Raw genomic sequence first — 23447 nt, forward strand, 5'->3', positions numbered from 1 at the left:
AACTGGAAGCGGGCCCGCTCCAACGCGGTGGTGGTGCTCACCGGCGCGAACTTCTGACGGGAGCTCGCCCATGAGCTTCAACGCGATCAAGTTCGCCGCCGGCATCCAGGACTACCTGGCCCGCGCGCTCAAACCGGTGGGCCAGCGGCTCAAGTCCATCGAGGACCGGCTGGCCGCCCTGGAGGCCCACGGCATCAAGTACGTCGGCGTCTATCAGCCCTCGGGCGACTACGAGCGCGGCCACATCGTGACGCACCAGGGAAGCGCCTGGCACGCGGTGCGGCCCACGCGCGCGGTGCCGGGCAGTAGCGGCGACTGGCAGCTCATGGTGAAGGCCGGGAGGGATGCCCGTGGCAGCTGATCACGACGAGTTTGGAGGGGCGCGGCTGCTGATTTGCCCTCCTGAGTGGCCGCGCATGGCGGCGGCGGCGATCCGTGAGCAGGCGCGCTCCGAGGTTGCCGCCGCCTGCCGCCGTCACGACGCCATCCCGCTCGAGGTGAACGCCGAGGCCAACACGCCCGAGCGCGTCACGCTGGTCCTGACCTTCCCGGGCGGCGCCGTCGAGCGAATCGAAGTGCAGGTGCTGGCCGAAGGCCGGCCGAACTAGGAGCCGACCCGCATGACGATCAACACCGAGCAGCTCAAGAGCATGACCGCGCGCGAGGGCCTGAAGCTGCGCGAGGCACGCGACCAGGAACAGGCGCGGCGATGGTGCGGCCAGCTCGCCCTCTTTGACGCCCGCGGGAGCTTCCTCTACGCGAGCAACGACCCGGAGAACGTCCGGGCCTTCCTGTACCACCACAACACGATCAAGCGAGGCTGAGCATGGCATCAGCGAGGAGTCTGGGGACGCTCACGGTGGACTTGGTCGCCAAGGTCGGCGGCTTCACCAAGGGCATGACGCAAGCCGAGCGCGAGGGCGACAAGCGCGCCAAGGCCATCGAGCGCCGGCTGCAGCGCATGGGCGAGAACATCCAGAAGGGCATGGCCGTCGCCGCCACCGCCGTGGTGGGCGCCATGGTGACCATCGGGGCCGGCGTGAAGCGCGCCGTCGACCAGGCCGACGAGCTGAGCAAGACCGCCCAGAAGATCGGCGTCACCACCGAATCCCTCTCGACCCTCGGGTACGCGGCCAAGCTGGCCGACGTGGAGCTGAGCGAACTGCAGGCCGGCCTGGGCCGCCTGACCCGGTTCCAGGCCGATGCCGCCCAAGGCGCCGAGCGCAACATCGACCTGTTCAAGCGCCTGGGCATCGAGTTCCAGAATGCCGATGGCACCCTGCGCGACACCGGCGAGGTCTTCCGCGAGATTGCCGGCGAACTGGCCAAGCTCCCCGACGGCGCCGACAAGTCGGCCATCGCCATGGAGGCCTTCGGGCGCTCCGGTTCGAACCTGATCCCGCTGCTCAACACCGGGGCCGAGGGCATCGCCGAACTCGAGGAGCGCGCGCGCCGGCTGGGGCTGGAACTGTCCACCGGCGCCGGCAAGGACGCCGAGGAGTTGAACGACCGCCTCAGCGACCTGCGCAGCGTGGCCGACGGCCTGGCGCTGACGCTGGCCACCGAACTCCTGCCCGACATCATCGAGCTGACCAACTCGCTCACTGACGCCATCCGCGAGGGCGGCGGCATGGTCGAGGTGGCGCGCGACCTGGCCGACGCGATCCGCGGCATCGGCAACATCGCCAAGGGCGCCGGCAACAGCATCGAGATGATGAGCAACCGCCTGGCCATCCTGGGCGAGGTGAAAAACCTCCTGCTCGACCCGATGGGGGGCACCACCTACAAGGCGAACATCGACCAGCTCCTTGCCGAGAATGATCGGCTCGCCGAGGCCAACCACCAGCTGGCCCTGCGCGCCCGGCAGCAGCTCGGGATCGACCCCGGGCCCAATGAGCCGGGCGGCGTCGTGCAGTGGATCGACCCGCCGGCCCCGGGCCGTGGCCGACCGCGCGGCACGCCGATGCGCGATGGCGAGACCGTCGTGATCAACGCGGGCCCCGGCTTCGGCGAAGGTGGCGGCAACCGCCGCAGTGAAGCCGACCGAGCCGCGGCTGAGGCCGCCCGCGCAGCTGAGCAGGCCGCCCGGGATATGGAGGACCAGATCGCCCAGGCCAATCGCGCCCAGGCCGATTTCCTGCTCACCACCGAGAACCTACGGGCCGAGCTCGAGGGCCCGCTAGCCCAGGTGCAACTCGACTACATCCGCCGCGAGGATGAACTCATCGCCCTGGCCGAGCTGGCCGGCCTCAGCCAGGAGGAACTGGCCGCCTCGCTCGACCTCCTCGAGCAGGCCCGCCTGCGCGACGTGGCGGCCACCGAGGAGCAGATCAGGGCGCAGAAGGAGCTGGAGGACGCCATCGCCAACGAGGGCCTGATCCGCAACCTGGACGACCTGCGCGCGGCCTTCGAAGACAACCTCGCCGCGGTGCTGACGTTCCGCAAGGGCGGCAAGGAGGCGATCACCGACCTGGCCGATACCTTCATCGCCCAGATGGCCCGCATGGTTGCAGAGCAGTGGACCGAGCAGCTCCTGGGCGGCATGGGCAGCAAGGGCGGCGGCGGCTTCGGAGACTTCCTGGGAAGCATCTTCGGAGCCTTCGGCGGTGCGCGCGCAAGCGGCGGGCCCATGTACCCCGGCAAGGCCTACCTGGTCGGCGAGGAGGGTCCGGAGCTCGTGAGGCCGATGGGCGCCGGCATGGTGACGCCGGCGCGGGAGACCGCGGCGATTCGTGGCGGAGTGACGCAGAACATCGCCTTCCACGTCCAGGGCGCAGTGAATCGCCGCTCCCAGGACCAGATCAGGGCCGACATGTACCGCGCCGGCCAGCGTGCGGTGGCACGGCGCTTCTGAGCTACCCCCGGCGCCGCCTGGGCTTCCTGGGCGGCACCGTTCATCTGATGGGTGCAGGCCCTTGGAGCCGAGCCGCCAACTGCGGGAAAACCTGAACGTTTAGTAGCCCTACTAACTGCGCCGACTATCACTTTTCGTACATCTCCCATATCTACTGCGAGTGCTAGTGTGTACTCGCCAGGGCCTATTTTCCCCATTCCGCCAAGCTGTTAGAGTTCGCTCGCCGACGGACTGGGGATCGGGAAGGTGCACACCGTGTACCTGACTGCCGTCGAGCAAAAGGAGTCACAGATCATGTCTAACTTGCAGAGAGAAAATGCCGCCTTCCAAAAGGCGCTCCCTGAGCTGTTGGCGCAGGAAGGCAAGTTCGCACTCGTCATTGGCGATGAAATTGTTGGCACCTATGCTGCGTACTCTGACGCGATCCAGGCCGGTTACAGCAAGGCAGGCCTGACTCCGTTCTTGGTGAAGAAGATTACGCAAATTGAGGATTCGATCTCCTACTCGAGACCGCTTCAACTGTGTCGACAGTAAACGTTCAGATCACGGCGCAGGGGCCGATTGTCTCCCTTTACGTAGGGGTCACTCAGGCTCACGAGCGAGCGCTTATCGCAGCTGGACACCCGGTTCCTGCGCCTCAGAACCTCAGGCTCTTGATCGATACCGGCGCTTCCGGCACCAATCTGTGCACCAGCATGATTCCAGCGCTAGGGTTGATGCAGACGGGTCAAGTGCCGGTGCACACGCCTTCCACTCAAGGCACGCCTGTGGTGATGCCGCAGTATGATGCTCGCATCATGATTCCGCTAATGGATGGCACGTGGCACATCGTCGATGCCATCCCCGTGATTTGCGCTGATTTCTCAGCCCAAGGTATGCACGGCCTATTGGGCCGAGACATCCTGTCCAAAGCCGTGATGGTCTACCACGGCGACATCAACCTCTGCTCAATGAGTTTTTGATGGGGTAGATTTGGGGGTACGCCCCGCTCTGTCCTGTCTCAAAGCCGCGCAGTTGAAGGCTCCGACACCGGTTTGCGACGGCCCCCACCTCCACCAAACCAGACGCCCGGGGCCCGCGCCCCGGGCGTCTTTTTTTTGCGCCCGGCGCGCTCGCTCCAACGCAAATCTGATACTTTTTCTCAACCCAAGCACATTGCGATCCCCATGCCCGAAGTCCAGCGCTCCGCCGTCCTGGTCGCCCGCGTGGCCTTGGGCGCCGGACTGGTCGCGACCGCCGTCGGCGCCTGGCAAGTCCGCCGGGACATCGAACGGGACGCGGCGGCGCAGTTCGGCTTCGCCGCCGACCAAGTCACCCTCAAGATCGCCGAGCGGCTGCGCGCCTACGAAATGATCCTGCGCGGCGGCGCCGGGCTGTTCGCCGCCAGCGGCCAGGTAAACCGCGGCGAGTGGCGCCAGTTCGTGGACGAATTCCAGGCCGGCTCGCTGGTGCCCGGCGTGCAGGGCATCGGCTACGCGCTGGCCATCGCCCCCGGCGAGCTCACCGCCCACGAGGCCGCAGTCAGGGCCGAGGGCTTCCCCGACTACCGCGTACACCCCGAGGGGCCGCGCGCGCTGTACAGCTCGATCATCTACCTCGAACCGTTCCGGGACCGGAACCTTCGCGCGTTCGGCTACGACATGTTCTCGGAGCCCGTGCGCCGCGAGGCGATGGAGCGGGCCCGCGACACCGGCGAAGCCTCGCTCTCGGGCAGGGTGGTGCTGGTGCAGGAAACCGGCAGCGAAGTGCAGGCCGGCACCCTGATGTACGTGCCGGTCTACGACAGGCACAGCCCGGCGGCGACGTCCGGCGAACGCCGCGACGCCCTGCTCGGCTGGGTCTACAGCCCCTACCGCATGAACGACCTGATGGCCGGCGTGCTCCAGGACTGGCAGACGGCCGAGGGCCGCTACCTGCACCTGCGCATCTACGACGGCGACACCCACGAGCCGGCCCACCTGCTCTACGACAGCGCCAATGCCGCCGGCGGCGGCGCCCCGGGCGAAGCCACGCCCGTGGCCGCGCGCCGGAAGCTCGACTTCCACGGGAGGCCCTGGCTGCTGGAATTCAACCGCAGCAGTTCGGCCCCGGGCCTGGACTACCTGCCGGCCTGGCTCACGGCGGCCGGCGGCACCCTGCTCAGCGTGCTGCTGTTCGGCCTGCTGATGTCCCTGGCCCGGACCCGCGAGCGCGGGCTGCAACTCGCGCACACCCTCACCGAAGCCATCCGGCGCCGGGAAAAGCAACTCGAGGAAAGCGAATTCCGCTGGCGATTCGCCGTCGAAGGCTCGCGCGACGGCCTCTGGGACTGGAACCTGGCCGACGACACGGTCTGGTACTCGCCGCGCCTGAAGGAAATGCTGGGCTTCGCGCCCGACGAGATGGGCAACACCCTGAGCGAGTGGTCCGACCGCATCCACCCCGAGGACAGCGAGCGCACGCTCGCCGCCGTCAACGACTACCTGCAGGGCCGCAGCAGCAGCTACGCCTGCGAACACCGGCTGCGCTGCAAGGACGGCCACTACATCTGGGTGCTCGACCGCGGCATGGTGGTGGACCGTTCCGACACCGGCACCCCGCTGCGCATGATCGGCACGCACGCCGACATCACCGCCGACAAGGCGCTCAAGGACTCGCTGCGGCAAAGCCGCACCGAGCTCGAGGAAGCCCAGCGCATCGCCGAGTTCGCCAGCTGGACCCTGGACAAGGCCAGCGGCCGCGTCACCTGGACGCCGCAGCTCTACCGCATGCTGCGCCTGCCGGTCGAACCGGAGGGCAAGGCGCCCGGGTTCGAGCAGCAGCGCGCCATCTTCGGCGAGGCCAGCTACGCGACGCTGCAGGCGGCGGTGGCGCGGGTGCTGGAGAACGGCACGCCCTACGAGCTGGAGCTGGACATGGTGCGCGCCGACGGCAGCCACGGCTGGATGCTGGCGCGCGGCGAACCCGTGCATGCCGCCGACGGCAGCATCTGCGGCATCCACGGCGTCGCGGCCGACATCACCGAGCGCAAGCAGGCACGGCTGCGCATCGAGCAGCTCAACCGGCTGTACGCGGCGCTGAGCGAGTGCAACTGGGCCATCGTGCACTGCGCCAGCGAGGCCGAGCTGCTCGAGCGCGTCTGCGACGTGCTGGTGCGCCACGGCGGCTTCGACACCGCCTCGGTCGGCCTGATCGACCCGGCCACCGGCGCGGTCACCACCGCCTACGCCCGCGGCGAAGGCGCCGACGCGGTGCGCGGGCTGGCGGTGTCGGTGGACCCCGGCGAGCCCTCGGGCCGCGGCCCCGAGGGCATCGCGGCGCGCGAACTGCGCCCGGTCTGGATCGAGGACCTGCAGGAGAATCCGCAGGCCCGCGACTGGCAGGCCCTCGGCGCGCGCCTGGGCTGGCGCACCGGCGCCTGCCTGCCGCTGCTGCGCGGCCGCCGGCCGTTCGCCGTGCTCAGCCTGTTCTCCACCGAGCCTGGCTGGAGCGGCGGCGACGTCCGCCAGCTGGTAGAGCAGATCGGTTCGAACGTGAATTTCGCCGTGGAAAAGCTCGGCATCGAGTCCGAGGCCCATGCCTTCCGCAAGCAGCAGTCCGAAGCGCAGGAGCGCTTCCGCGCCCTGGTGGATCGCTCGCGCGTCGGCGCCTTCATCGTGCAGGAGGGCGTGATCCGCTACGCCAACCTGCGTGCCGGCGAGATCCTCGGCCTGCCCGGCCCAGACCGGCTGATCGGCCGCCGCCTGGCCGACATCGCCGAGCCCGCGCACCGCGAGGTCATCGGCCAGGCGCTGGCCGACCTCACCGGCGGCCGGGCGAAGGCGGTCAAGGCCGTGATCAGCGCGGCGCGCCCGGACGGCAGCCGGGTCGAAATCGGCGTCAACGCCACGCTGGCGAGCGAGGGCGAGCAGGCACCGGTGCTGGGGCTGATCGAAGACCCGGACCCGCCCGCGGGCTCCTGAGCCTTGTTCATCCACCCCAGCCACCGCCAGGAAGCCAACGCCGCGTTCGCCACGCTGGCCGTGCTGCTGCTGGGCATCTTGGTGCTGGACATGCTGCCCGTCGTGAAACCGGGCGCGGGGCTGCCCTTCTACGTGCCGCTGCACAACGTGCTCGAGATGTTCGCGGTGGCGGTGGCGGCGATGGTGTTCGCGCTGGGCTGGAGCACCCAGCTGCTGCGCCCCTCGCGGCGCATGCTCTGGACCGGCTGCCTGTTCCTGGGCGTGGCGCTGTTCGACCTGGCGCACACGCTTTCCCTGACCGGCATGCCGGCCTTCCTGGGCTACAACACCCACGACAAGACCCTGTATTTCTGGCTGTTCGCCCGCGGGATGGCCGCGGCGGCGCTGCTGGTGGCCACGCTGCTGCCCGCCAACCACGACTCGTCCACGCCCCGCGCCGGCGCGCTGGCCATCGTGCTTTCCATCGTCGCGCTGGGGCACGTGCTGGTGCTCACGCGCATGGACCTGCTGCCCGAGCTGTTCGTCCCGGGCAAAGGCCTGACCGCCACCAAGCTGGCCGTCGAATATGCGCTGGCCCTGGCGGCCCTGGTGGCCGCGGCCGTGCTGGCGCTGGAACTGCGCAGGCCGCGCACCCGCCACACGGGCGGCCTGCTCGGCGCGGCGGGCGCCAGCGCCATGAGCGGCTACTTCTTCGCCAGCTACGGCAGCATCAACGACGCCTATGCGCTGGCCGGGCACGTGCTCAAGGTCATCGCCTACCTGTTCCTATACCGCGCGCTGTTCCTGGAGGCGGTGCGTTCGCCCTACCTCGAACTCAGGAACTCACGGGCCAGCCTGGGCGCCACGCTCGACACCCTGCCCGACCTGCTGTTCGAAATGGACGCCGACGGCAACTACCTCGACATCCACGCCAGCGGCGAACAGGACCTGCTGGCCCCGCCCCCACGCCTGGCCGGACGCAACCTGCGCGACGTGATGCCGCCGGCCGCGGCGGAGGCCTGCCTGGCGGCCATCACCGAGGCGCGCCGGAACGGCCGCAGCGTGGGCACGCGCATCGAGCTCGAGGTTCCCTCCGGCCGGCGCCGCTTCGAATTGTCGGTGGCCCGCAAGCCGGTGGGCGACGACGGCCAGTTCCACTTCCTGGTGCTGTCGCGCGACGTCACCGAACTGGTCGAGAAGCAGGCCGCCATCGAACACGAGGCACGGCTCAACAAGGCCCTGCTCGAACTGCCGGGCAAGGCGGCCGCGCTGGGCGAAGCGGCCTTCCTGCAGCACGGCGTGGACGTGGCGCGGCGCCTGACCGGCAGCGGTCTGGCCTTCCTGCACGCCGTGGACGAGGCCCATGAATCCCTGGCCCTGCTGGCCTGGACGCCGCCCGGCGCCGGGACGGCGGCCGCCGACGGCAGCCACTTCCCGCTCGCCATGGCCGGCAACTGGGCCGACGCGGTGCGCCGGCAGAAGCCGCTGGTTCGCAACGAGGGACCGCATGACGAGGCGGCGCTCCCGGGCGGCCACCCGCCGCTGCAGCGCTTCCTGGCGCTGCCGGTGATGGAGGGCGGCCGGCCGCGACTGCTGCTGCTGGTGGCCAACCGGGAGGCTCCCTACGGGCCAGGCGACATCGAAACGCTGCAACTGGTGGGCGATGCGCTCTGGCAGATCACCTCGCGCGCGCGCCACGAGAAGCTGCTGCAGGAAAAGCAGGAGGAGATGGACTACTTCTTCCAGTCCGACCTCGACCTCTACAGCATTGTCGACGCCAAGGGCGAATTCCTGCGGGTGAACCACGCCTGGGAGCAACTGCTGGGCTATCCCTCCGAACGCCTCGCCGGCCGCCGCCTGCTCGACTTCGTGCACCCGGACGACCGCGCCGCCACGGCCGCCGCCCTGGAGAAGCTGGCGGGTGCCGGCGCGCGCGTGGAGTTCGCCAACCGCTACCTCTCGCGCGACGGCACCTACCGCGACATCGAATGGCGCGCCCGCCCCCGTGACCACCTGGTCTACATGTCCGCCCGCGACGTCACCGAGCGCCTGCGGCAGGAGTCCACCATCCGCCGCTTGTCCTCGGCGGTGTCGCAGAGCCCGTCGGCCATCCTGATCACCGACGCCCGTGGGCGCGTCGAATACGTCAACGCGGCCTTCACCGCCATCAGCGGCTACGACGCCGCCGAAGTGCTGGGCAAGAACCCGCGCTTCCTGCAATCGGGGCGCACCCCGCCCACGACCTACCACGAGATGTGGGCGCACCTGCTGCGCGGCGAGGCCTGGCACGGCGAATTCATCAACCGCCGCAAGGACGGCACCGACTACTTCGAGGCCGCGCAGGTCTACCCGCTGCGCGACGCCCGCGGCGAAGTGGTGGGCTACATGTCGCACAAGGAGGACATCACTGCCCGGCGCGCCGCGGCCGAACGCATCCAGGAACTGTCCTACTTCGACCAGCTCACCGGCCTGCCCAACCGCGCCCGGTTCGAGGAGCAGTTCCAGGCCACGCTGGCCGCGGCGGAAAAGTCCAGGGGCAGCGCCGCCCTGCTCTGGCTCGACCTGGACAACTTCAAGGCGGTGAACGATTCGCTCGGCCACGACCTGGGCGACCTGCTGCTGCGCGAGATGGCCAACCGCCTGCGCACCCACCTGGGCGAGCACGACATCGCCTCGCGCCAGTCCGGCGACGACTTCACCGTGCTGATGCCGGGCGCCGGCCAGGAGCAGGCCGCGGCGCTGGCGGCGCGCCTGCTGGAGACGCTGCAGGTGCCGATTTCGCTGGGCAGCGAGGAGCTGATCATCAGCGGCTCGATCGGCATCGCCCTGTACCCCGGCGACGGCGCCAACGTGGCGGCGCTGGGCGCCTGCGCCGAGGCCGCGATGTACCGGGTGAAGCAGGAGGGTCGCAACGGCTACCGCTTCTTCGCCCCGGCCATGCAGGAACACACGGTGCGCGCGCTGGCGCTCACCACCGCGCTCAAGCAGGCCATCGGCCGCGGCGAGCTGCGCCTGGCCTACCAGCCCCAGTACTCGTTGCACGACGGCAGCCTGATCGGCGCCGAGGCGCTGCTGCGCTGGCGCAGCCCGCAGTGGGGCGACGTTTCCCCGGGCGAGTTCGTGCCGCTGGCCGAGGCCAACGGCCTGATCGTGGGCATCGGCGAATGGGTGCTGCGCACCGCGGCGCGGCAGCTGCGGCAGTGGCAGGACGCCGGCCTCGGGGGGCTCACGGTGGCGGTGAACCTGACCGCCTCGCAGTTCGCGCAGCCCGGCCTGCCGGGCACCGTGCAGCGCATCGCCGAGGAGGCTGGCCTGGAGACCCGCTGGATCGAGCTCGAGCTCACCGAGGCCGTCGCCCTGCGCGACCCCGAGGGCGCCCGCGCCACCATGGAAACCCTGCACCAGGCCGGCTTCCGGCTCTCGATCGACGACTTCGGCACCGGCTACTCGTCGATGAGCTACCTCAAGCGCTTCCCGGTCGACAAGCTCAAGATCGACCAGTCCTTCGTGCGCGAACTCGCCGCGCGCGGCGACGACCTGGCCATCGTCAGCGCCATCGTGCAGATGGCGCACAGCCTGGGCATGGGCACGATTGCGGAGGGCGTGGAAACGGCCGAACAGCTGGCACTGCTCAGGGAGCGCGGCTGCGACGAGATCCAGGGCTATTACTACAGCCGGCCGCTCGAGGCCGAGGCCTTCGCGCAGTTCGCCGCGGCGCGGCGCCAGCCCCACGCGCCGGCGCCCTGAGGCGGGCGCTCAGTCGCCCAGCTTGCGCAGCGACAGCGCGTTGACGCAGAAGCGCAGCCCGGTGGGCGGCGGGCCGTCCGGGAACACGTGGCCCAGGTGGCCGTCGCAGGCATTGCAGGTGATCTCGACGCGGCGCATGCCGTGGCTGTCGTCCATCCGGTAGGCCACGGCGGCGTCGGCCAGCGGCGCCGTGAACGAAGGCCAGCCGCTGTGCGATTCGAACTTGCTGCCGGCGTCGAACAGCGGCGTGCCGCAGCAGGCGCAGCCGTAGCGGCCGGGTTCGAACAGGCTGCACAGGGGCGAACTGAAGGCGCGCTCGGTGCCCGCCTCGCGGGTGATGCGGAAGACCTCGGGCGCGAGCAGCTCCCGCCACTGCGCCGGGCTGCGCTCCACGCGCGCCGGCGGCGGCGGGTTGCCGCGCGCGCAACGTTCGATGACGTCCTTCCAGGTGTGCATGCGTGCCGCTGCGAACCGGCCCGCGTACGGGCCGGTCAGCCCTCGGCCCCGGCTGCGCCGAGGTAGCCGGACACGCCTTCCTGCGCTGCGGCCACCGCCGACTGCGCGGCCGCGATGGTGGCCTGCGCCCGGGTGATGGCGGCTTCGGCGGCGGCGATCTCGGCGCGCACCTCGCCCACGCCGGCAATGGCGCGCTGGACCATGGCCTTGAGTTCGTCCACCTGCGCCCGCGTGGCCTTGCCCTGGGCCGCGAGGGCCTGGGCTTCCGCCAGCCGCTCGGCGGCGACGTTGCGCGCCGACTCGGCCCGGGTCAGGTTCGCCCTGGCCGCCTTGAGCTGTACGTCGCGGGCCTCGAATTCCACCCGCGCGGCTTCCACGGCCTCGGCGGCCAGCCTGAGCTGGGCCTCGACTTCGGCGCGGCCCGGGGCCGCCGTGTCATCGGCGCACGCGGGCGCCGGAACGGCGGCCAGGCACGCCAGGAACATTCCACCTGCGGCCAGCGACCGCCATGCTTTCGTATCCAAGCGACTCCTCCCGTGAACAGGCAGGCCGCCCCCTTCGGACCACGCCAACGGGCCGAGTCTAACCGGTTTTCACATCATTGCGACCCCGCCTCAGGCCACGTAGACGGTCTTGATGTTGGTGAACTCGTGGATGCCATGGCCGGCCAGCTCGCGGCCGAAGCCGCTGGCCTTGGTGCCGCCGAAGGGCAGCCGCACGTCGCTCTTGACCAGCGAATTGACGAAGCAGGCGCCGGCCACGACCTGGGCCGCCACCCGCTCGCCGCGGGCCGCGTCGGCGGTCCAGACGCTGGCGCCCAGGCCGAAGGGGGTGTCGTTGGCGACCCGGATGGCTTCGGCCTCGTCGCGCACACGGATCAGGCTGGCCACGGGACCGAACAGCTCCTCGTCCCAGGCCGGCATGCCCGGCGCCACGCCGTCGAGCAGGGTGGCCGGATAGGCCGTGGCGCCCTGCCCCGGCTCGCCGCCCAGCAGTACGCGCGCACCCTTGGCCACGCTGGCCTGCACCTGGCGGTGCAGCTCGTCGCGCAGGTCGGCGCGGGCCATGGGCGCCAGGGTGGTGGCTTCGTCGTTCGGGTCGCCGCCGCGCAGGGCCGCGGCGGCCTCGGCGAAGGCCCGGACGAAGCGGTCAGCCACCGCCTCCACCACGATGAAGCGCTTGGCGGCGATGCAGGTTTGCCCCGCGTTGCCGAAGCGCGAGGCCACGGCCACCGGCACGGTCTTCGCCAGGTCGGCGTCCTCGAGCACGATGAAGGGGTCGCTGCCGCCCAGCTCGAGCACGCATTTCTTCAGGTGCCTGCCGGCGGTGGCGGCCACCGAACGGCCGGCGCGCTCGCTGCCGGTGAGCGTCACCGCCTTCACCCGCGGGTCGGCGATGACGGCCGCGGCCTGCTCGCTGTCGATGTGCAGCACGCCGAACACGCCTTCCGGCACGCCCGCCGCCGCCAGCACCGCGGCGATGGCATCGGCGCAGCCGGGCACGTTGGTGGCGTGCTTGAGCAGGGCCACGTTGCCGGCCATCAGGCCCGGTGCGAGGAAGCGGAACACCTGCCAGATGGGGAAGTTCCACGGCATGATCGCCAGCACGCAGCCGATGGGTTCGTAGCGCACGTAGCTGCGTGCGGCCTCGGTGCCGATGGGCTCCTCGCGCAGGTAGTCGCCGGCGTGGCGGGCGTAGTAGCGGCAGGCGCCGGCCGATTTCTCGATCTCGGCCAGGGCCTCGCGGCGCAGCTTGCCCATCTCGGCGGTCATGGTGGTGGCGATGGCCTCGCGCCGGGCGTGCAGCTCGTCGGCCACGCGCAGCAGCAGCTCGCCGCGCCTTTCCAGCGGCAGCGCCGCCCAGGCCGGGAACGCCCGCGCGGCGGCGGCCAGCCGGGCCTCCACGGCGTCGGGGCTCATCATGGAATAGGCGCGGACCTCCCCGGTCCAGGGATCGCGGTTTTCGACGGTCATGGCCTCAGCCCTTCTGCAGCGCCAGCTGCATGTCGCGCTGGCGTTTCTTCTCTTCGCGGGTCATTACCCACCAGCCGATGACGGCGGCGACGGTGACGACGAGGATCATCAGGGTCGCCAGCGCGTTGATCTTGGGGCTGACGCCCAGGCGCACCGACGAGAACACCTTCATCGGCAGCGTGGTGGACGAGGGGCCGGAGACGAAGCTGGCGATCACCAGGTCGTCCAGGCTCAGGGTGAAGGCCAGCAGCCAGCCGGAAATGAGCGCTGGCGCGATGATGGGCAGGGTGATCACGAAGAACACCTTGAGCGGGTTGGCGCCCAGGTCCATGGCGGCCTCTTCCAGCGAACGGTCGAGCTCGCCCAGGCGCGAGGAGATCACCACCGTCACGAAGGCCATGCAGAAGGTGACGTGGGCGATCCAGATGGTGAGCATGCCGCGCTGGGCGCCGATGCCGATCAGCGGGCCGATCGAGACGAACAGCAGCAGGATGGACAGGCCGGTGATCACCTCGGGCATCACCAGCGGCGCCGTGATGAGGCCGCCGAACAGGGTCTTGCCCGGGAAGTGGCGGAAGCGCGTCATCACCATGGCCGCCATGGTGCCCAGCACCACCGAGGCGCAGGCGGTCCAGAACGCCACCTGGATGCTCACCCAGGCCGCGTCCATCATCTGCTGGTCGCGGAACAGCTCGCCGTACCATTTCACCGAGAAGCCCGACCACACCGTGACCAGGCGCGACTCGTTGAAGGAATACACCATCAGGCTGAGGATGGGCGCGTAAAGGAACACGAAGCCCAGCACCAGCATGGCCTTGGTGAAGCCGGAATTGCCGCGGCCGGCGCTCATGTCAGCTTCGACTCCATTTCCTTCGACTGGTAGCGGTGGAAGATGGTGATGGGCACGATCAGCAGCACCAGCATCACGATGGCCACGGCCGAGGCCACCGGCCAGTCGCGGTTGTTGAAGAATTCCTGCCAGAGCACGCGGCCGATCATGAGCGTGTCGGCGCCGCCCAGCATTTCCGGGATGACGAACTCGCCCACCACGGGAATGAGCACCAGCATCGAGCCGGCGATGATGCCCGCCTTCGACAGCGGCAGCGTGACCGTGAGGAAGGCCTTCCAGGGCCTGGCGCCCAGGTCGGAGGCCGCCTCGAGCAGGCGGTTGTCGTGCTTGACCAGGTTCGAGTACAGCGGCAGCACCATGAACGGCAGGTAGGCGTAGACGATGCCGATGTACACCGCCACCGGCGTGTGCAGGATCTGCAGCGGCTCGTCGATGAGCCCCATGCCGATCAGCAGGTTGTTGAGCAGGCCGTTGTTCTTGAGGATGCCCACCCAGGCGTAGATGCGGATCAGGAAGGAGGTCCAGCTGGGCAGGATGACCAGCATCAGGGCCACGTTGCGGGTGGCCGGGTCCATCCGGGCGATGCCGTAGGCGATGGGGTAGCCCACCAGCAGGCACAGCACGGTGGAGACCACCGCGATCTCGAGCGAGCTCAGGTAGGCGTTCACGTACAGGCTGTCGCGAACCAGGTACAGGTAATTCGCGGTGTTGAGGGTGACCTGCAGCTTGTCGCCGGCCCACTGCACCAGGTCGGTGTAGGGCGGCATGGCGATGGCGGCGCTGGCGAAGCTGATCTTGAGCGCGATGGCGAACGGGATGGCGAAGAACAGCAGCATCCACAGGTAGGGCACCGCGATCACCAGCCAGCGCGACCCCGGCAGGCGCTTGCGCACGGAACGCAGCAGCTTGTGGCTCACGAGGTCAGCACCACGCCGGCCTGGTCGCCCCAGCTCAGCCAGACGCTGTCGTTCCAGGTGAACTTCTCGCTGGCCCAGCGCTGGCTGTTGACCATGTTCGCCAGCAGCTTGGTGCCGCCCGGCAGCCGCACGTGGAAGACCGAGTGGCTGCCGAAGTAGGCGATGTCCTCGATGGTGCCGCGCACCTTGTTGTGCGGCTGGGCGGGCTCTTCCTTGTCCACCTGGATCTTCTCGGGCCGCAGGGCCAGCGCCACCGCCTGCCCTTCGAAGCCGGTGACGCCGTGGCCGACGTACACCAGGTGCTCCATGGCCGGGCTGGCGATGGTGACGAAGTCCTTCTCGTCGTCCTTGATCTGGCCTTCGATCAGGTTCACCGAGCCGATGAACTCGGCGGTGAAGCGGCAGCTGGGCTGCTCGTAGATCTCGTCGGGCGTGCCGACCTGGCGGATCCAGCCGGCGTCCATCACCGCGATGCGGTGGGCCATGGTCATGGCCTCTTCCTGGTCGTGGGTGACCATCACGCAGGTCACGCCCAGGCGCTCGACGATGTTCACCAGCTCGAGCTGCATCTGCGAGCGCAGCTTCTTGTCGAGCGCGCCCATGGGTTCGTCGAGCAGCAGCAGCTTCGGGCTCTTGGCCAGCGACCGCGCCAGCGCCACGCGCTGCTGCTGGCCGCCCGAAAGCTGGTGCGGCTTGCGCTTGGCGTACTTGCCCATCTGCACCAGGGCCAGCATTTCCTCCACCCGGCGGGCGATGTCGGCCTTGGCCATGCCGTCCTGCTTCAGGCCGAAGGCCACGTTCTGCTCCACGCTCATGTGCGGGAACAGCGCGTAGGACTGGAACATCATGTTGATGGGCCGCTCGTAGGGCGGCAGCCCCACGATGTCCTGGCCGTCGAGGATGATCTGCCCCTTGGTCGGGCGCTCGAAGCCGGCGAGGCAGCGCAGCAGCGTCGACTTGCCGCAGCCCGAGGCCCCCAGAAGGGCGAAGATCTCGCCCTTGCGGATGGACAGGCTGACGTCGTCGACCGCGACGAAACCGTCGAATTCCTTGCGGACCGATTCGATGCGGAGGTAACCCTCCGCACCGAGCATGTCGTTCTTCGGGGCGCCCGCGAGGGCGCCGCTTGCCGTGGCTGCCATCGTGGCTTACTGCCCCGTCTTGAGGGTGGTCCAGTGGCGGGTGAACAGGCGGTCCACCTCGGGCGGCAGCACCGCCAGCGTGAACAGCTTGGCCTTGGTCTCCTCGGTCGGGTAGATGCCCGGGTCCTGGAGCACGGCCTCGTCCACCAGCGGCAGCGCCGCCTGGTTGGCACTGGCGTACATCACGTAGTTCTGCACGCCGGCCATCACCTCGGGGCGCATCAGGTAGTCGAGGAACAGGTAGGCGTTGTCGACGTTGGCGGCCCCCTTCGGGATGGCCAGCATGTCAAACCACATCGGCGCGCCTTCCTTCGGGATCGAGTACGCGACCTCGACGCCCTTGCCCGCCTCGGCGGCGCGGCCCTGGGCCTGGATGATGTCGCCCGACCAGCCCACCGCCACGCAGATGTCGCCGTTGGCCAGGTCGTTGATGAACTGCGAGGAATGGAAGTAGGTGATGTGCGGGCGCAGTTCCTTCAGGCGATCCACGGCCTTCTGGATGACCGCCTCGTCGAAGCTGTTCGGGTCTTCGCCCAGGTAGCGCAGCACCGGCGGGATGATCTCGGACGGGGTGTCGAGCACGGCGACGCCGCAGCCCTTGAGCTTGGCCAGGTTCTCCGGCTCGAACACCAGCGCCCAGCTGTCCACCGGGGCGTCTTCGCCCAGGGCTTCCTTCACCTTGGCCACGTTGTAGCCGATGCCGGTGGTGCCCCACAGGTAGGGCAGCGCATGCGCGTTGCCGGGGTCGTTCTGGGCCAGCAGGGACATGAAGGCCGGGTCGAGGTTGCCGAGGTTGGTGAAGCGCGACTTGTCGAGCTCCTGGAACACGCCGGCCTGGATCTGGCGCGAGAGGAAGGTCAGCGACGGCACCACGATGTCGTAGCCGGTGTTGCCGGCCATCAGCTTGGCCTCGAGCACCTCGTTCGAGTCGAACACGTCGTAGGTGACCTTGATGCCGGTCTCCTTCTCGAAGTTGGCGATGGTGTCCTCGCCGATGTAGTCGGACCAGTTGTAGACGTTGAGGACCTTGGGCGCGGCCTCGGGCGCGGCGGCGGCCTGTTCCCCGGCCCCGTCGGCGGGCTGCTCGCGGCCGCAGCCGGCGGCGAGCAGGGCGACAAGCAAAGCGGACATCCTGAGTTTCATCGGCTCTCTCCCCAAAAAGGTGAATGAAACAGCGGTTCCTGCGGATTGCATCATACACACGGCCCGGCCGGCCCCGGCTCGCCGGGGCGGCGGGCTCAGCCGGTCGGCATGCCCAGCTCCTTCGCGGTCATGTCGAGCGATTTCCAGGCCTTCTCGGCCAGCTCGTCCACCTGCGCCCGGCTGATCACCAGGGGCGGCGACAGCAGCATCGAATCGTTGGTGGCGCGCAGGATCAGGCCGTTGCGCAGGGCGATGTCGCGGCACAGCTGACCCACCCTGCCCCGGTCCGGGAAGAACTCGCGCGCCGGCTTGCGCGGCACCAGTTCCAGCGCGCCCACCATGCCGGCGATGCGGGCCTCGCCCACCAGCGGGTGTTCGCCCAGCGCCTTCCATTTTTCGGCCAGGTAGGGGCCGGTGTCGGCCTTGCAGGTTTCGACGATGCGCTCGTCCTGCAGGATGCGGATGTTCTCCAGCGCCACCGCCGCGCACACCGGGTGGCCGGAGTAGGTGTAACCGTGCGCGAGTTCGCCGCCCTTCGTGGCCAGCACGTCGGCCACGCGGTCGTTGAACATCACCGCGCCCAGCGGGATATAGCCCGAGGTGATGCCCTTGGCCAGGGTCATCACGTCGGGGCGGAAGTCGTAGTACTGGCTGGCGAACCACTCGCCGGTGCGGCCGAAGCCGCAGATGACCTCGTCGGCCACCAGCAGCACGTCGTACTTGCGGCAGATGCGCTCGATTTCCTTCCAGTAGTTGCGCGGCGGGATGTACACGCCGATGGCGCCCATGATGGGCTCGCCGATGAAGGCGGCCACGCGGTCGGGGCCGAGCTCGAGGATCTTGTCTTCCAGCCGCTTGGCGCAGTGCAGGCCGTATTCCTCCTCGCCCATCTCGCCGCCGTCGCCGAACCAGAACGGCGGGTCGATGTGGTGGATGTCGGGAATGGGCAGGCCGCCCTGCTTGTGCATGCCCTTCATGCCGCCCAGGCTGGCGCCGGCCACGGTGGAGCCGTGGTAGCCGTTGTGGCGGCCGATGAAGATGTTCTTCTTCGGCTGGTCCTGCACCGCCCAGAAGTGCCGCACCAAACGCAGGATGGTGTCGTTGGCCTCGGAGCCGGAATTGGTGAAGAAGGCGTGGTTGAGGTCGTGCGGGGTGAGCTCGGCCAGCTTGGCGGCCAGGTGCACGGTGGGCTCCGTGGTGCAGCCGAAGAAGCTGTTGTAGTAAGCCAGCTGGGTCATCTGCCGCGAGGCCACTTCGCCCAGCTCGCGCCGGCCGTAGCCCACGTTCACGCACCACAGGCCGGCGAAGGCGTCGAGCAGCTTGTTGCCCTCGGCGTCCCAGACGTAGCAGCCCTCGCCCCTGGTCAGGATGCGGGTGCCTTTCTTGGCCAGCGCGGCGTTGTCGTTGAAGGGGTGCAGGTGGTGGGCGGCGTCGAGCTGCTGCAGGGTGCGGGTGTCGGTCGGTTCCATGGGTGCTCCGGAGGGTTCAGACGTTCAGCAGCAGGAATTCGCGTTCCCACGAACTGATGACGCGCAGGTAGGTCTGGTGTTCCTTGTCCTTGACCGCCGTGTAGGCGCGCACGAAGCGCTCGCCCAGCAGCTGGCGCAGCGGCTTGCAGGCGCGCAGCTCGGCGATGGCCTCTTCCAGCGAGCGCGGCAGGTCGTAGCCCTTGGCGTGGGCGCTGCCGGCCAGCGGCTCGGTGGGCTGCAGCTTTTCCTTGATGCCCAGGTAGCCGCAGGCCAGCGTGGCCGCGAGCGCCAGGTAGGGGTTGACGTCGGAGCCGGCGAAGCGGCTCTCGACGCGGGCGTTTTCCGGCGTGTCGAGCGGCACGCGCAGGCCGCAGGTGCGGTTATCGTAGCCCCACTGCACGTTCTTGGGCGAAACCTCGCCGAAGGCCAGGCGCCGGTACGAGTTCACGTTCGGGCCGAAGAAGGCCATGGCCGCCGGCACGTATTTCTGCAGGCCGCCCATGTAGTTCATGAAGATGTCTGTGTGGGCGCCGGCCTTGCCGGTGGAGAACACGTTCCTGCCGGTCTTGAGGCTGTGCAGGCTCTGGTGGATGTGCATCGAGCTGCCCGGCTCGTTCTCCATGGGCTTGGCCAGGAAGGTGGCGTAGATGCCGTGGCGCATCGCCGCCTCGCGCATGGTGCGCTTGAACAGGAACACCTGGTCGGCGCGCGACATCGGGTCGGCGTGCACGAAGTTCACTTCCAGCTGGGCCGCGCCGGACTCGTGCACCAGCGTGTCCACGTCCAGGTCCATGGCCTCGCAGTAGTCGTACATCAGGTCGAGGATGGGGTCGAACTCGTTCACCGCGTCGATGGAATACGACTGCCGCGCCGTCTCCGGCCGGCCATTGCGGCCCGCGGGCGGCTGCAGCGGGAAGTCCGGGTCGGTGTTGCGCTGCACCAGGAAGAACTCCAGCTCCGGCGCGATCACCGGCTGCAGGCCCAGTCCCTCGTACAGCGCCAGCACGCGGCGCAGCACGTTGCGCGGGGCCAGTTCGTGCGGTCGGCCGTCCTTGGTGAAGCAGTCGTGGATCACCTGCGCCGTGGGGTCGGTGGCCCAGGGCACCATGCGGATGGTTTCCGGGTCCGGGCGCAGCACCATGTCGGAATCGGAGGGACTGACCAGGTCGTCGTATTCGTCCGGGTACTCGCCGGTGACGGTGGTGGCGAAGATGCCCTCGGGCAGGCGCGTGCCGTAGTCGTGGGAGAACTTGGCGGCCGGGATGATCTTGCCGCGGGCGTTGCCGGTGATGTCGGGCACCAGGCACTCGACCTCGGTGATGCGGCGGTCCTTGAGCCAGCGCTTTAGCGTGCTTTCCTGCTGTTCCTGCTCGGTCTTCGGCGGTTCTTTCTTCTTGGCCATGGGGCTACTGCCTGTGTTCTGCGCGTGCGCGGCAGGCCGCCGCGAACGCCTGGAAGGTGCCCAGGTAGAAGGGATTCTCGGTGACCCTCCACTCCGGGTGCCACTGCACCGCGAGCAGGAATGGATCAGGGGCGTCCGGGCGGCCGCGGTCGAGCCGCACGGCCTCGACCAGGCCGTCGGGCGCGGTGGCTTCCACCACCAGCCCGGCGCCGAGGCGGCGGATGCCCTGGCCGTGCAGGGAATTGACCCAGGCCTCGCGACCGCCGGCGATGCCCGCCAGCAGCCCGCCCTCGGCCAGTTCGACCACGTGCGAAGGCGCGTACTGCACGCCCAGCGGCTCGTCGGGGTCTTCGCGGTGGTCGGCGAAACCGACGATGTCGTGCACCCGTTGGTGCAGGCTGCCGCCCAGGGCCACGTTCACTTCCTGCAGGCCGCGGCAGATGGCCAGCACCGGCAGGCCCAGCTCGATGGCCAGGGGCACGATGCCCAGGGTGGTGGCGTCCCGCGCCGGGTCGTGCAGGTTGCCCTCGAAGCTGGGCTCGCTGCCGTAATGGTGCGGTTCGATGTTGCTGTAGGCTCCGGTGAGCAGCAGGCCGTCGAGCGAACCGAGCAGCGCGCGCAGGTCCAGCGGCGGCGCCAGCGAGGGCAGCAGCACGGGCAGGCAGCCCGCCCCGTCCACCACCGCCCGGATGTACTTCTCGCCCACCGCCTGGAACGGGTGGTGCCCGATCTGCTTGCGATCGCATGGCAGGCCGACCAGCGGGGCTCGACGCATACAGGGGCTCGGCGAGGGGATGCCCGACCTTACTCCGGGCGTTCGATTTTATCAACGCGAGGGGCCAAATGATGAGGATTCTTTACAAATCGGCGCCGGTGGTATGCTCCCGCCACCTCCGTGGATGCCCCGTCATGACCCAACTCGCCCTGCCCGCCGACGACGCCAAGGTGCTCGACCAGCTCAAGGACTGCGAACAGGTCGACCTGCTGCTGCCCGACATGAACGGCCTGATGCGCGGCAAGCGCATCACCCGCGACGCGCTGGAGAAGGTCTACCGCGACGGCGTCTGCCTGCCGATGTCGCTGATCGCCACCGACATCACCGGCAACACCGTCGAGGAAACCGGCCTGGGCTACGACATCGGCGACGAGGACCGCATCTGCCGCCCGGTGCCGGGCACCCTGCGCCCCGTGCCCTGGCAGCCCCGCCCCGCCGCCCAGTTGCTGCTGCAGATGGAAGACGGCCGCGGCGGCCTGTTCGAGGCCAACCCGCGCGAAGTGCTCAAGCGCGTGGTCGAACGCTTCAAGGCCCTGGGCCTGACGCCGGTGGTGGCGGTGGAACTGGAGTTCTACCTGCTGGACGCGGAACTCAGTGCCGACGGCCGGCCGCAGACCTCCGTGAACCCGGCCACCGGCGAACGCAACCGCACCACGCAGGTCTACTACATGCAGGACCTGGACGATTACCGCGGCTTCACCGACGCGGTCACGCGCGCCTGCTGCGCCCAGGGCATCCCGGCCGACACCGCCGTGGCGGAATACGCGCCGGGCCAGTTCGAGATCAACCTCAAGCACCGCGCCGACGCCGTGCTGGCCTGCGACGACGCCATCCTGCTCAAGCGCGCGGTGAAGGCCGTGGCGGCGCAGCAGGGCCTGCTGGCCAGCTTCATGGCCAAGCCCTTCGTGGACCAGGCCGGCAGCGGCACGCACATCCACGTGAGCCTGCTCGACGCCGCCGGCAACAACGTCTTCGCCTGCACGCCGGAGGCGCCCTCGGACGCGCTGCGCCACGCCGTTTCCGGCCTGCAGCGCGCCAGCACCGACTGCATGCTGCTGTTCGCGCCGCACGCCAACAGCTACCGCCGCTTCGTGCTCAACGCCTTCGTGCCGCTCAACGACGCCTGGGGCTTCAACAACCGCACGGTGGCCATGCGCATCCCGCACAGCGACCCCGCCAACGTGCGCATCGAGCACCGCATCGCCGGCGCCGACGCCAACCCCTACCTGGTCACGGCGGCGGTGCTGGCCGGCATCCTGCAGGGGCTGGAGGACAAGGGCGACCCGGGCGCGCCGATCGTGGGCAACGCCTACGAGCAGACCGAGCACCGCGAGCTCTACTGGCGCGACACCCTGCGCGACTTCATGGCCAGCGACTTCGTGCTGCGCCACTTCGGCGAGCGCTTCCGGCACATCTTCGGGCAGCAGAAGCTGAAGGAGCTGCGCAGCTTCAACCGGGAAGTCACCACGCTGGAAGTGGACTGGTACCTGCGGCAGGTCTGACATGGCCGTGCGCAACCCGTCGGCGCACGTCGACTCCTGGTATTCGCGCAGCGCCACGCCCTCGCCGGCGCGGCCGCCGCTGCAGGGGCGCGACACCGCCGACGTGGTGGTGCTGGGCGCCGGCCTCACCGGCCTGTCCGCCGCGCTGGAGCTGGCGCAGGCGGGACTGAAGGTCATCGTGCTCGAAGCCCGCCGCACCGGCTGGGGCGCCAGCGGCCGCAACGGCGGCCAGGTGATCTTCGGCTACGGCTGCGACCAGGCGAAGATCGCCGCGATGGTCGGGCGCGAGGCCTCGAAGGCCCTGTTCGACTGGTCGGTGGAAGGCGTCGAGCTGGTGAAGCGGCGCATCGCCGACCACGGCATCGACGCGCACTGGCGCGACGGCCACGCCCACGTGGCGATCAAGCCGCGGCACGTGGATGAACTCAAGGGCTGGCAGGCCGACCTGGCCGACACCTACGGCTACCCGGTGCAATGGTGGGACCGTGAACAACTGCGGGCGCAGCTGCCCAGCCCGCGCTACCTCGGCGCCCTGTACGACCCGCGCTCGGGCCACCTGCATCCGCTGAACTACACGCTGGGCCTGGCGCGCGCCGCCGAGGCCGCGGGCGTGCGCATCCACGAGGGCAGCGAGGTGCTGTCGCTGCAGCGCGGCGCCCGCCCCGTGCTGCGCACCGCCGAGGGCGAGGTGCAGGCCGGTTTCGTGGTGCTGGCCGGCAACGCGCTGGCCTACCGCATCGCGCCCGAGCTCGACGACAAGATCATGCCGGTGGGCACCTACGTGGGCGCCACCGAGCCGCTGGGCGAAGAGCGCGCGCGGGCGCTCATCCGCAACGGCATGGCCGTGGCGGACATCAACTGGGCGCTGGACTACTTCCGGCTCAGCGCCGACCACCGCCTGCTGTTCGGCGGCCGCGCCAGCTACTCCACCCTGCCCCCGCCGAACCTGGCGGGCACCATGCGTGCGCGCATGACGCGGGTGTTCCCGCAGTTGCGCGGGGTGCAGTTCGACTCGGTCTGGGGCGGCCTGATCGACATCAGCCTCAACCGCGCACCGCACTGGGGCCGGCTGGGCGACAACGTGTATTTCGCCCAGGGTTTCAGCGGCCACGGCGTGGCGGCCACCGGCCTGGCGGGCCGCGTCATCGCCGAGGCCATCCGCGGCCAGGCCTCGCGCCTGGACGCCTTCGCCCGCATCCCGCACCGAAACTTCCCCGGTGGCCGCGCCCTGCGCACGCCGCTGCTGGTGGCCGCGATGGCCTGGTTCAAGCTGCGCGATGCGCTCTGGTAAGACGGC

General features: G+C 69.5%; 20 protein-coding genes. 10 read left to right on the forward strand and 10 right to left on the reverse strand.

All coding sequences use genetic code 11. The features are described from left to right. Nucleotides 1-70: 70 nt before the first annotated feature. The 8 genes from ACE3Q2_RS11540 (at nucleotide 71) to ACE3Q2_RS11575 (ending at nucleotide 10521) form a co-directional block, all read left to right on the forward strand. On the forward strand, nucleotides 71-361 hold the full coding sequence (locus ACE3Q2_RS11540) for a hypothetical protein (protein WP_231693930.1): 291 nt from the start codon (nucleotides 71-73) through the stop codon (nucleotides 359-361). 55 nt (nucleotides 362-416) lie between these two features. Continuing rightward, on the forward strand, nucleotides 417-608 hold the full coding sequence (locus ACE3Q2_RS11545) for a hypothetical protein (RefSeq protein WP_374474137.1): 192 nt from the start codon (nucleotides 417-419) through the stop codon (nucleotides 606-608). Between the two features lie 12 nt (nucleotides 609-620). Beyond that, nucleotides 621-824, forward strand: a complete 204-nt coding sequence (locus ACE3Q2_RS11550; RefSeq protein ID WP_374474139.1) for a hypothetical protein — start codon at nucleotides 621-623, stop codon at nucleotides 822-824. 35 nt (nucleotides 825-859) lie between these two features. Then, the gene (locus ACE3Q2_RS11555; protein ID WP_374474141.1) at nucleotides 860-2854 is read left to right on the forward strand and encodes a hypothetical protein; all 1995 of its coding nucleotides are present in this window, start codon (nucleotides 860-862) and stop codon (nucleotides 2852-2854) included. A 255-nt stretch (nucleotides 2855-3109) separates the two neighbouring features. Then, nucleotides 3110-3388, forward strand: a complete 279-nt coding sequence (locus tag ACE3Q2_RS11560) for a hypothetical protein (RefSeq protein WP_374474142.1) — start codon at nucleotides 3110-3112, stop codon at nucleotides 3386-3388. Between the two features lie 119 nt (nucleotides 3389-3507). Then, nucleotides 3508-3816: a hypothetical protein gene (locus ACE3Q2_RS11565; protein ID WP_374474144.1), complete on the forward strand. Its 309-nt coding sequence runs from the start codon at nucleotides 3508-3510 to the stop codon at nucleotides 3814-3816. Nucleotides 3817-4020: 204 nt separating this feature from the next. After that, nucleotides 4021-6795, forward strand: coding sequence for a CHASE domain-containing protein (locus tag ACE3Q2_RS11570; RefSeq protein WP_374474146.1), 2775 nt, complete (start codon nucleotides 4021-4023; stop codon nucleotides 6793-6795). Nucleotides 6796-6798: 3 nt separating this feature from the next. Beyond that, nucleotides 6799-10521, forward strand: a complete 3723-nt coding sequence (locus tag ACE3Q2_RS11575) for an EAL domain-containing protein (protein WP_231693987.1) — start codon at nucleotides 6799-6801, stop codon at nucleotides 10519-10521. A gap of 9 nt (nucleotides 10522-10530) precedes the next feature. Here ACE3Q2_RS11575 and msrB read toward each other — a convergent pair whose 3' ends face one another. From msrB to ACE3Q2_RS11625, 10 genes are all read right to left on the reverse strand, one after another. Continuing rightward, nucleotides 10531-10977 (reverse strand): peptide-methionine (R)-S-oxide reductase MsrB, encoded by a 447-nt coding sequence (gene msrB, locus ACE3Q2_RS11580; RefSeq protein WP_374474148.1) that lies wholly within the window; start codon nucleotides 10975-10977, stop codon nucleotides 10531-10533. A gap of 35 nt (nucleotides 10978-11012) precedes the next feature. Further along, nucleotides 11013-11462, reverse strand: a complete 450-nt coding sequence (locus ACE3Q2_RS11585) for a hypothetical protein (protein WP_374474150.1) — start codon at nucleotides 11460-11462, stop codon at nucleotides 11013-11015. A 129-nt stretch (nucleotides 11463-11591) separates the two neighbouring features. Further along, on the reverse strand, nucleotides 11592-12950 hold the full coding sequence (locus ACE3Q2_RS11590; RefSeq protein WP_231693991.1) for an NAD-dependent succinate-semialdehyde dehydrogenase: 1359 nt from the start codon (nucleotides 12948-12950) through the stop codon (nucleotides 11592-11594). Between the two features lie 4 nt (nucleotides 12951-12954). Then, the gene (locus tag ACE3Q2_RS11595) at nucleotides 12955-13800 is read right to left on the reverse strand and encodes an ABC transporter permease subunit (RefSeq protein ID WP_374474152.1); all 846 of its coding nucleotides are present in this window, start codon (nucleotides 13798-13800) and stop codon (nucleotides 12955-12957) included. Next, complete coding sequence (locus ACE3Q2_RS11600) at nucleotides 13797-14705, reverse strand: ABC transporter permease subunit (protein WP_374474167.1); 909 nt, start codon at nucleotides 14703-14705, stop codon at nucleotides 13797-13799. Before ACE3Q2_RS11600 ends, ACE3Q2_RS11595 begins: the two co-directional genes overlap by 4 nt. An 8-nt stretch (nucleotides 14706-14713) precedes the next feature. Further along, nucleotides 14714-15811, reverse strand: a complete 1098-nt coding sequence (locus ACE3Q2_RS11605) for an ABC transporter ATP-binding protein (RefSeq protein ID WP_231694165.1) — start codon at nucleotides 15809-15811, stop codon at nucleotides 14714-14716. 54 nt (nucleotides 15812-15865) lie between these two features. Then, nucleotides 15866-17002 (reverse strand): extracellular solute-binding protein, encoded by a 1137-nt coding sequence (locus ACE3Q2_RS11610; protein WP_374474154.1) that lies wholly within the window; start codon nucleotides 17000-17002, stop codon nucleotides 15866-15868. A gap of 95 nt (nucleotides 17003-17097) precedes the next feature. Continuing rightward, on the reverse strand, nucleotides 17098-18471 hold the full coding sequence (locus ACE3Q2_RS11615) for an aspartate aminotransferase family protein (protein WP_374474155.1): 1374 nt from the start codon (nucleotides 18469-18471) through the stop codon (nucleotides 17098-17100). A 16-nt stretch (nucleotides 18472-18487) separates the two neighbouring features. Continuing rightward, on the reverse strand, nucleotides 18488-19873 hold the full coding sequence (locus ACE3Q2_RS11620) for a glutamine synthetase family protein (RefSeq protein ID WP_231693996.1): 1386 nt from the start codon (nucleotides 19871-19873) through the stop codon (nucleotides 18488-18490). A 4-nt stretch (nucleotides 19874-19877) separates the two neighbouring features. Further along, nucleotides 19878-20648, reverse strand: a complete 771-nt coding sequence (locus ACE3Q2_RS11625) for a gamma-glutamyl-gamma-aminobutyrate hydrolase family protein (RefSeq protein WP_231693997.1) — start codon at nucleotides 20646-20648, stop codon at nucleotides 19878-19880. 134 nt (nucleotides 20649-20782) lie between these two features. Between ACE3Q2_RS11625 and ACE3Q2_RS11630 the strand changes: the two genes are divergently transcribed. Beyond that, nucleotides 20783-22150 (forward strand): glutamine synthetase family protein, encoded by a 1368-nt coding sequence (locus tag ACE3Q2_RS11630; protein ID WP_231693998.1) that lies wholly within the window; start codon nucleotides 20783-20785, stop codon nucleotides 22148-22150. 1 nt (nucleotide 22151) lies between these two features. Continuing rightward, nucleotides 22152-23441 carry an NAD(P)/FAD-dependent oxidoreductase gene (locus ACE3Q2_RS11635; protein ID WP_374474158.1) on the forward strand — a complete coding sequence of 430 codons (1290 nt, stop codon included), beginning with the start codon at nucleotides 22152-22154 and terminating at the stop codon, nucleotides 23439-23441. Nucleotides 23442-23447: the final 6 nt, after the last annotated feature.

Source organism: Arenimonas sp. (assembly GCF_041913985.1).
Taxonomy (GTDB): Bacteria; Pseudomonadota; Gammaproteobacteria; order Xanthomonadales; family Xanthomonadaceae; genus Arenimonas.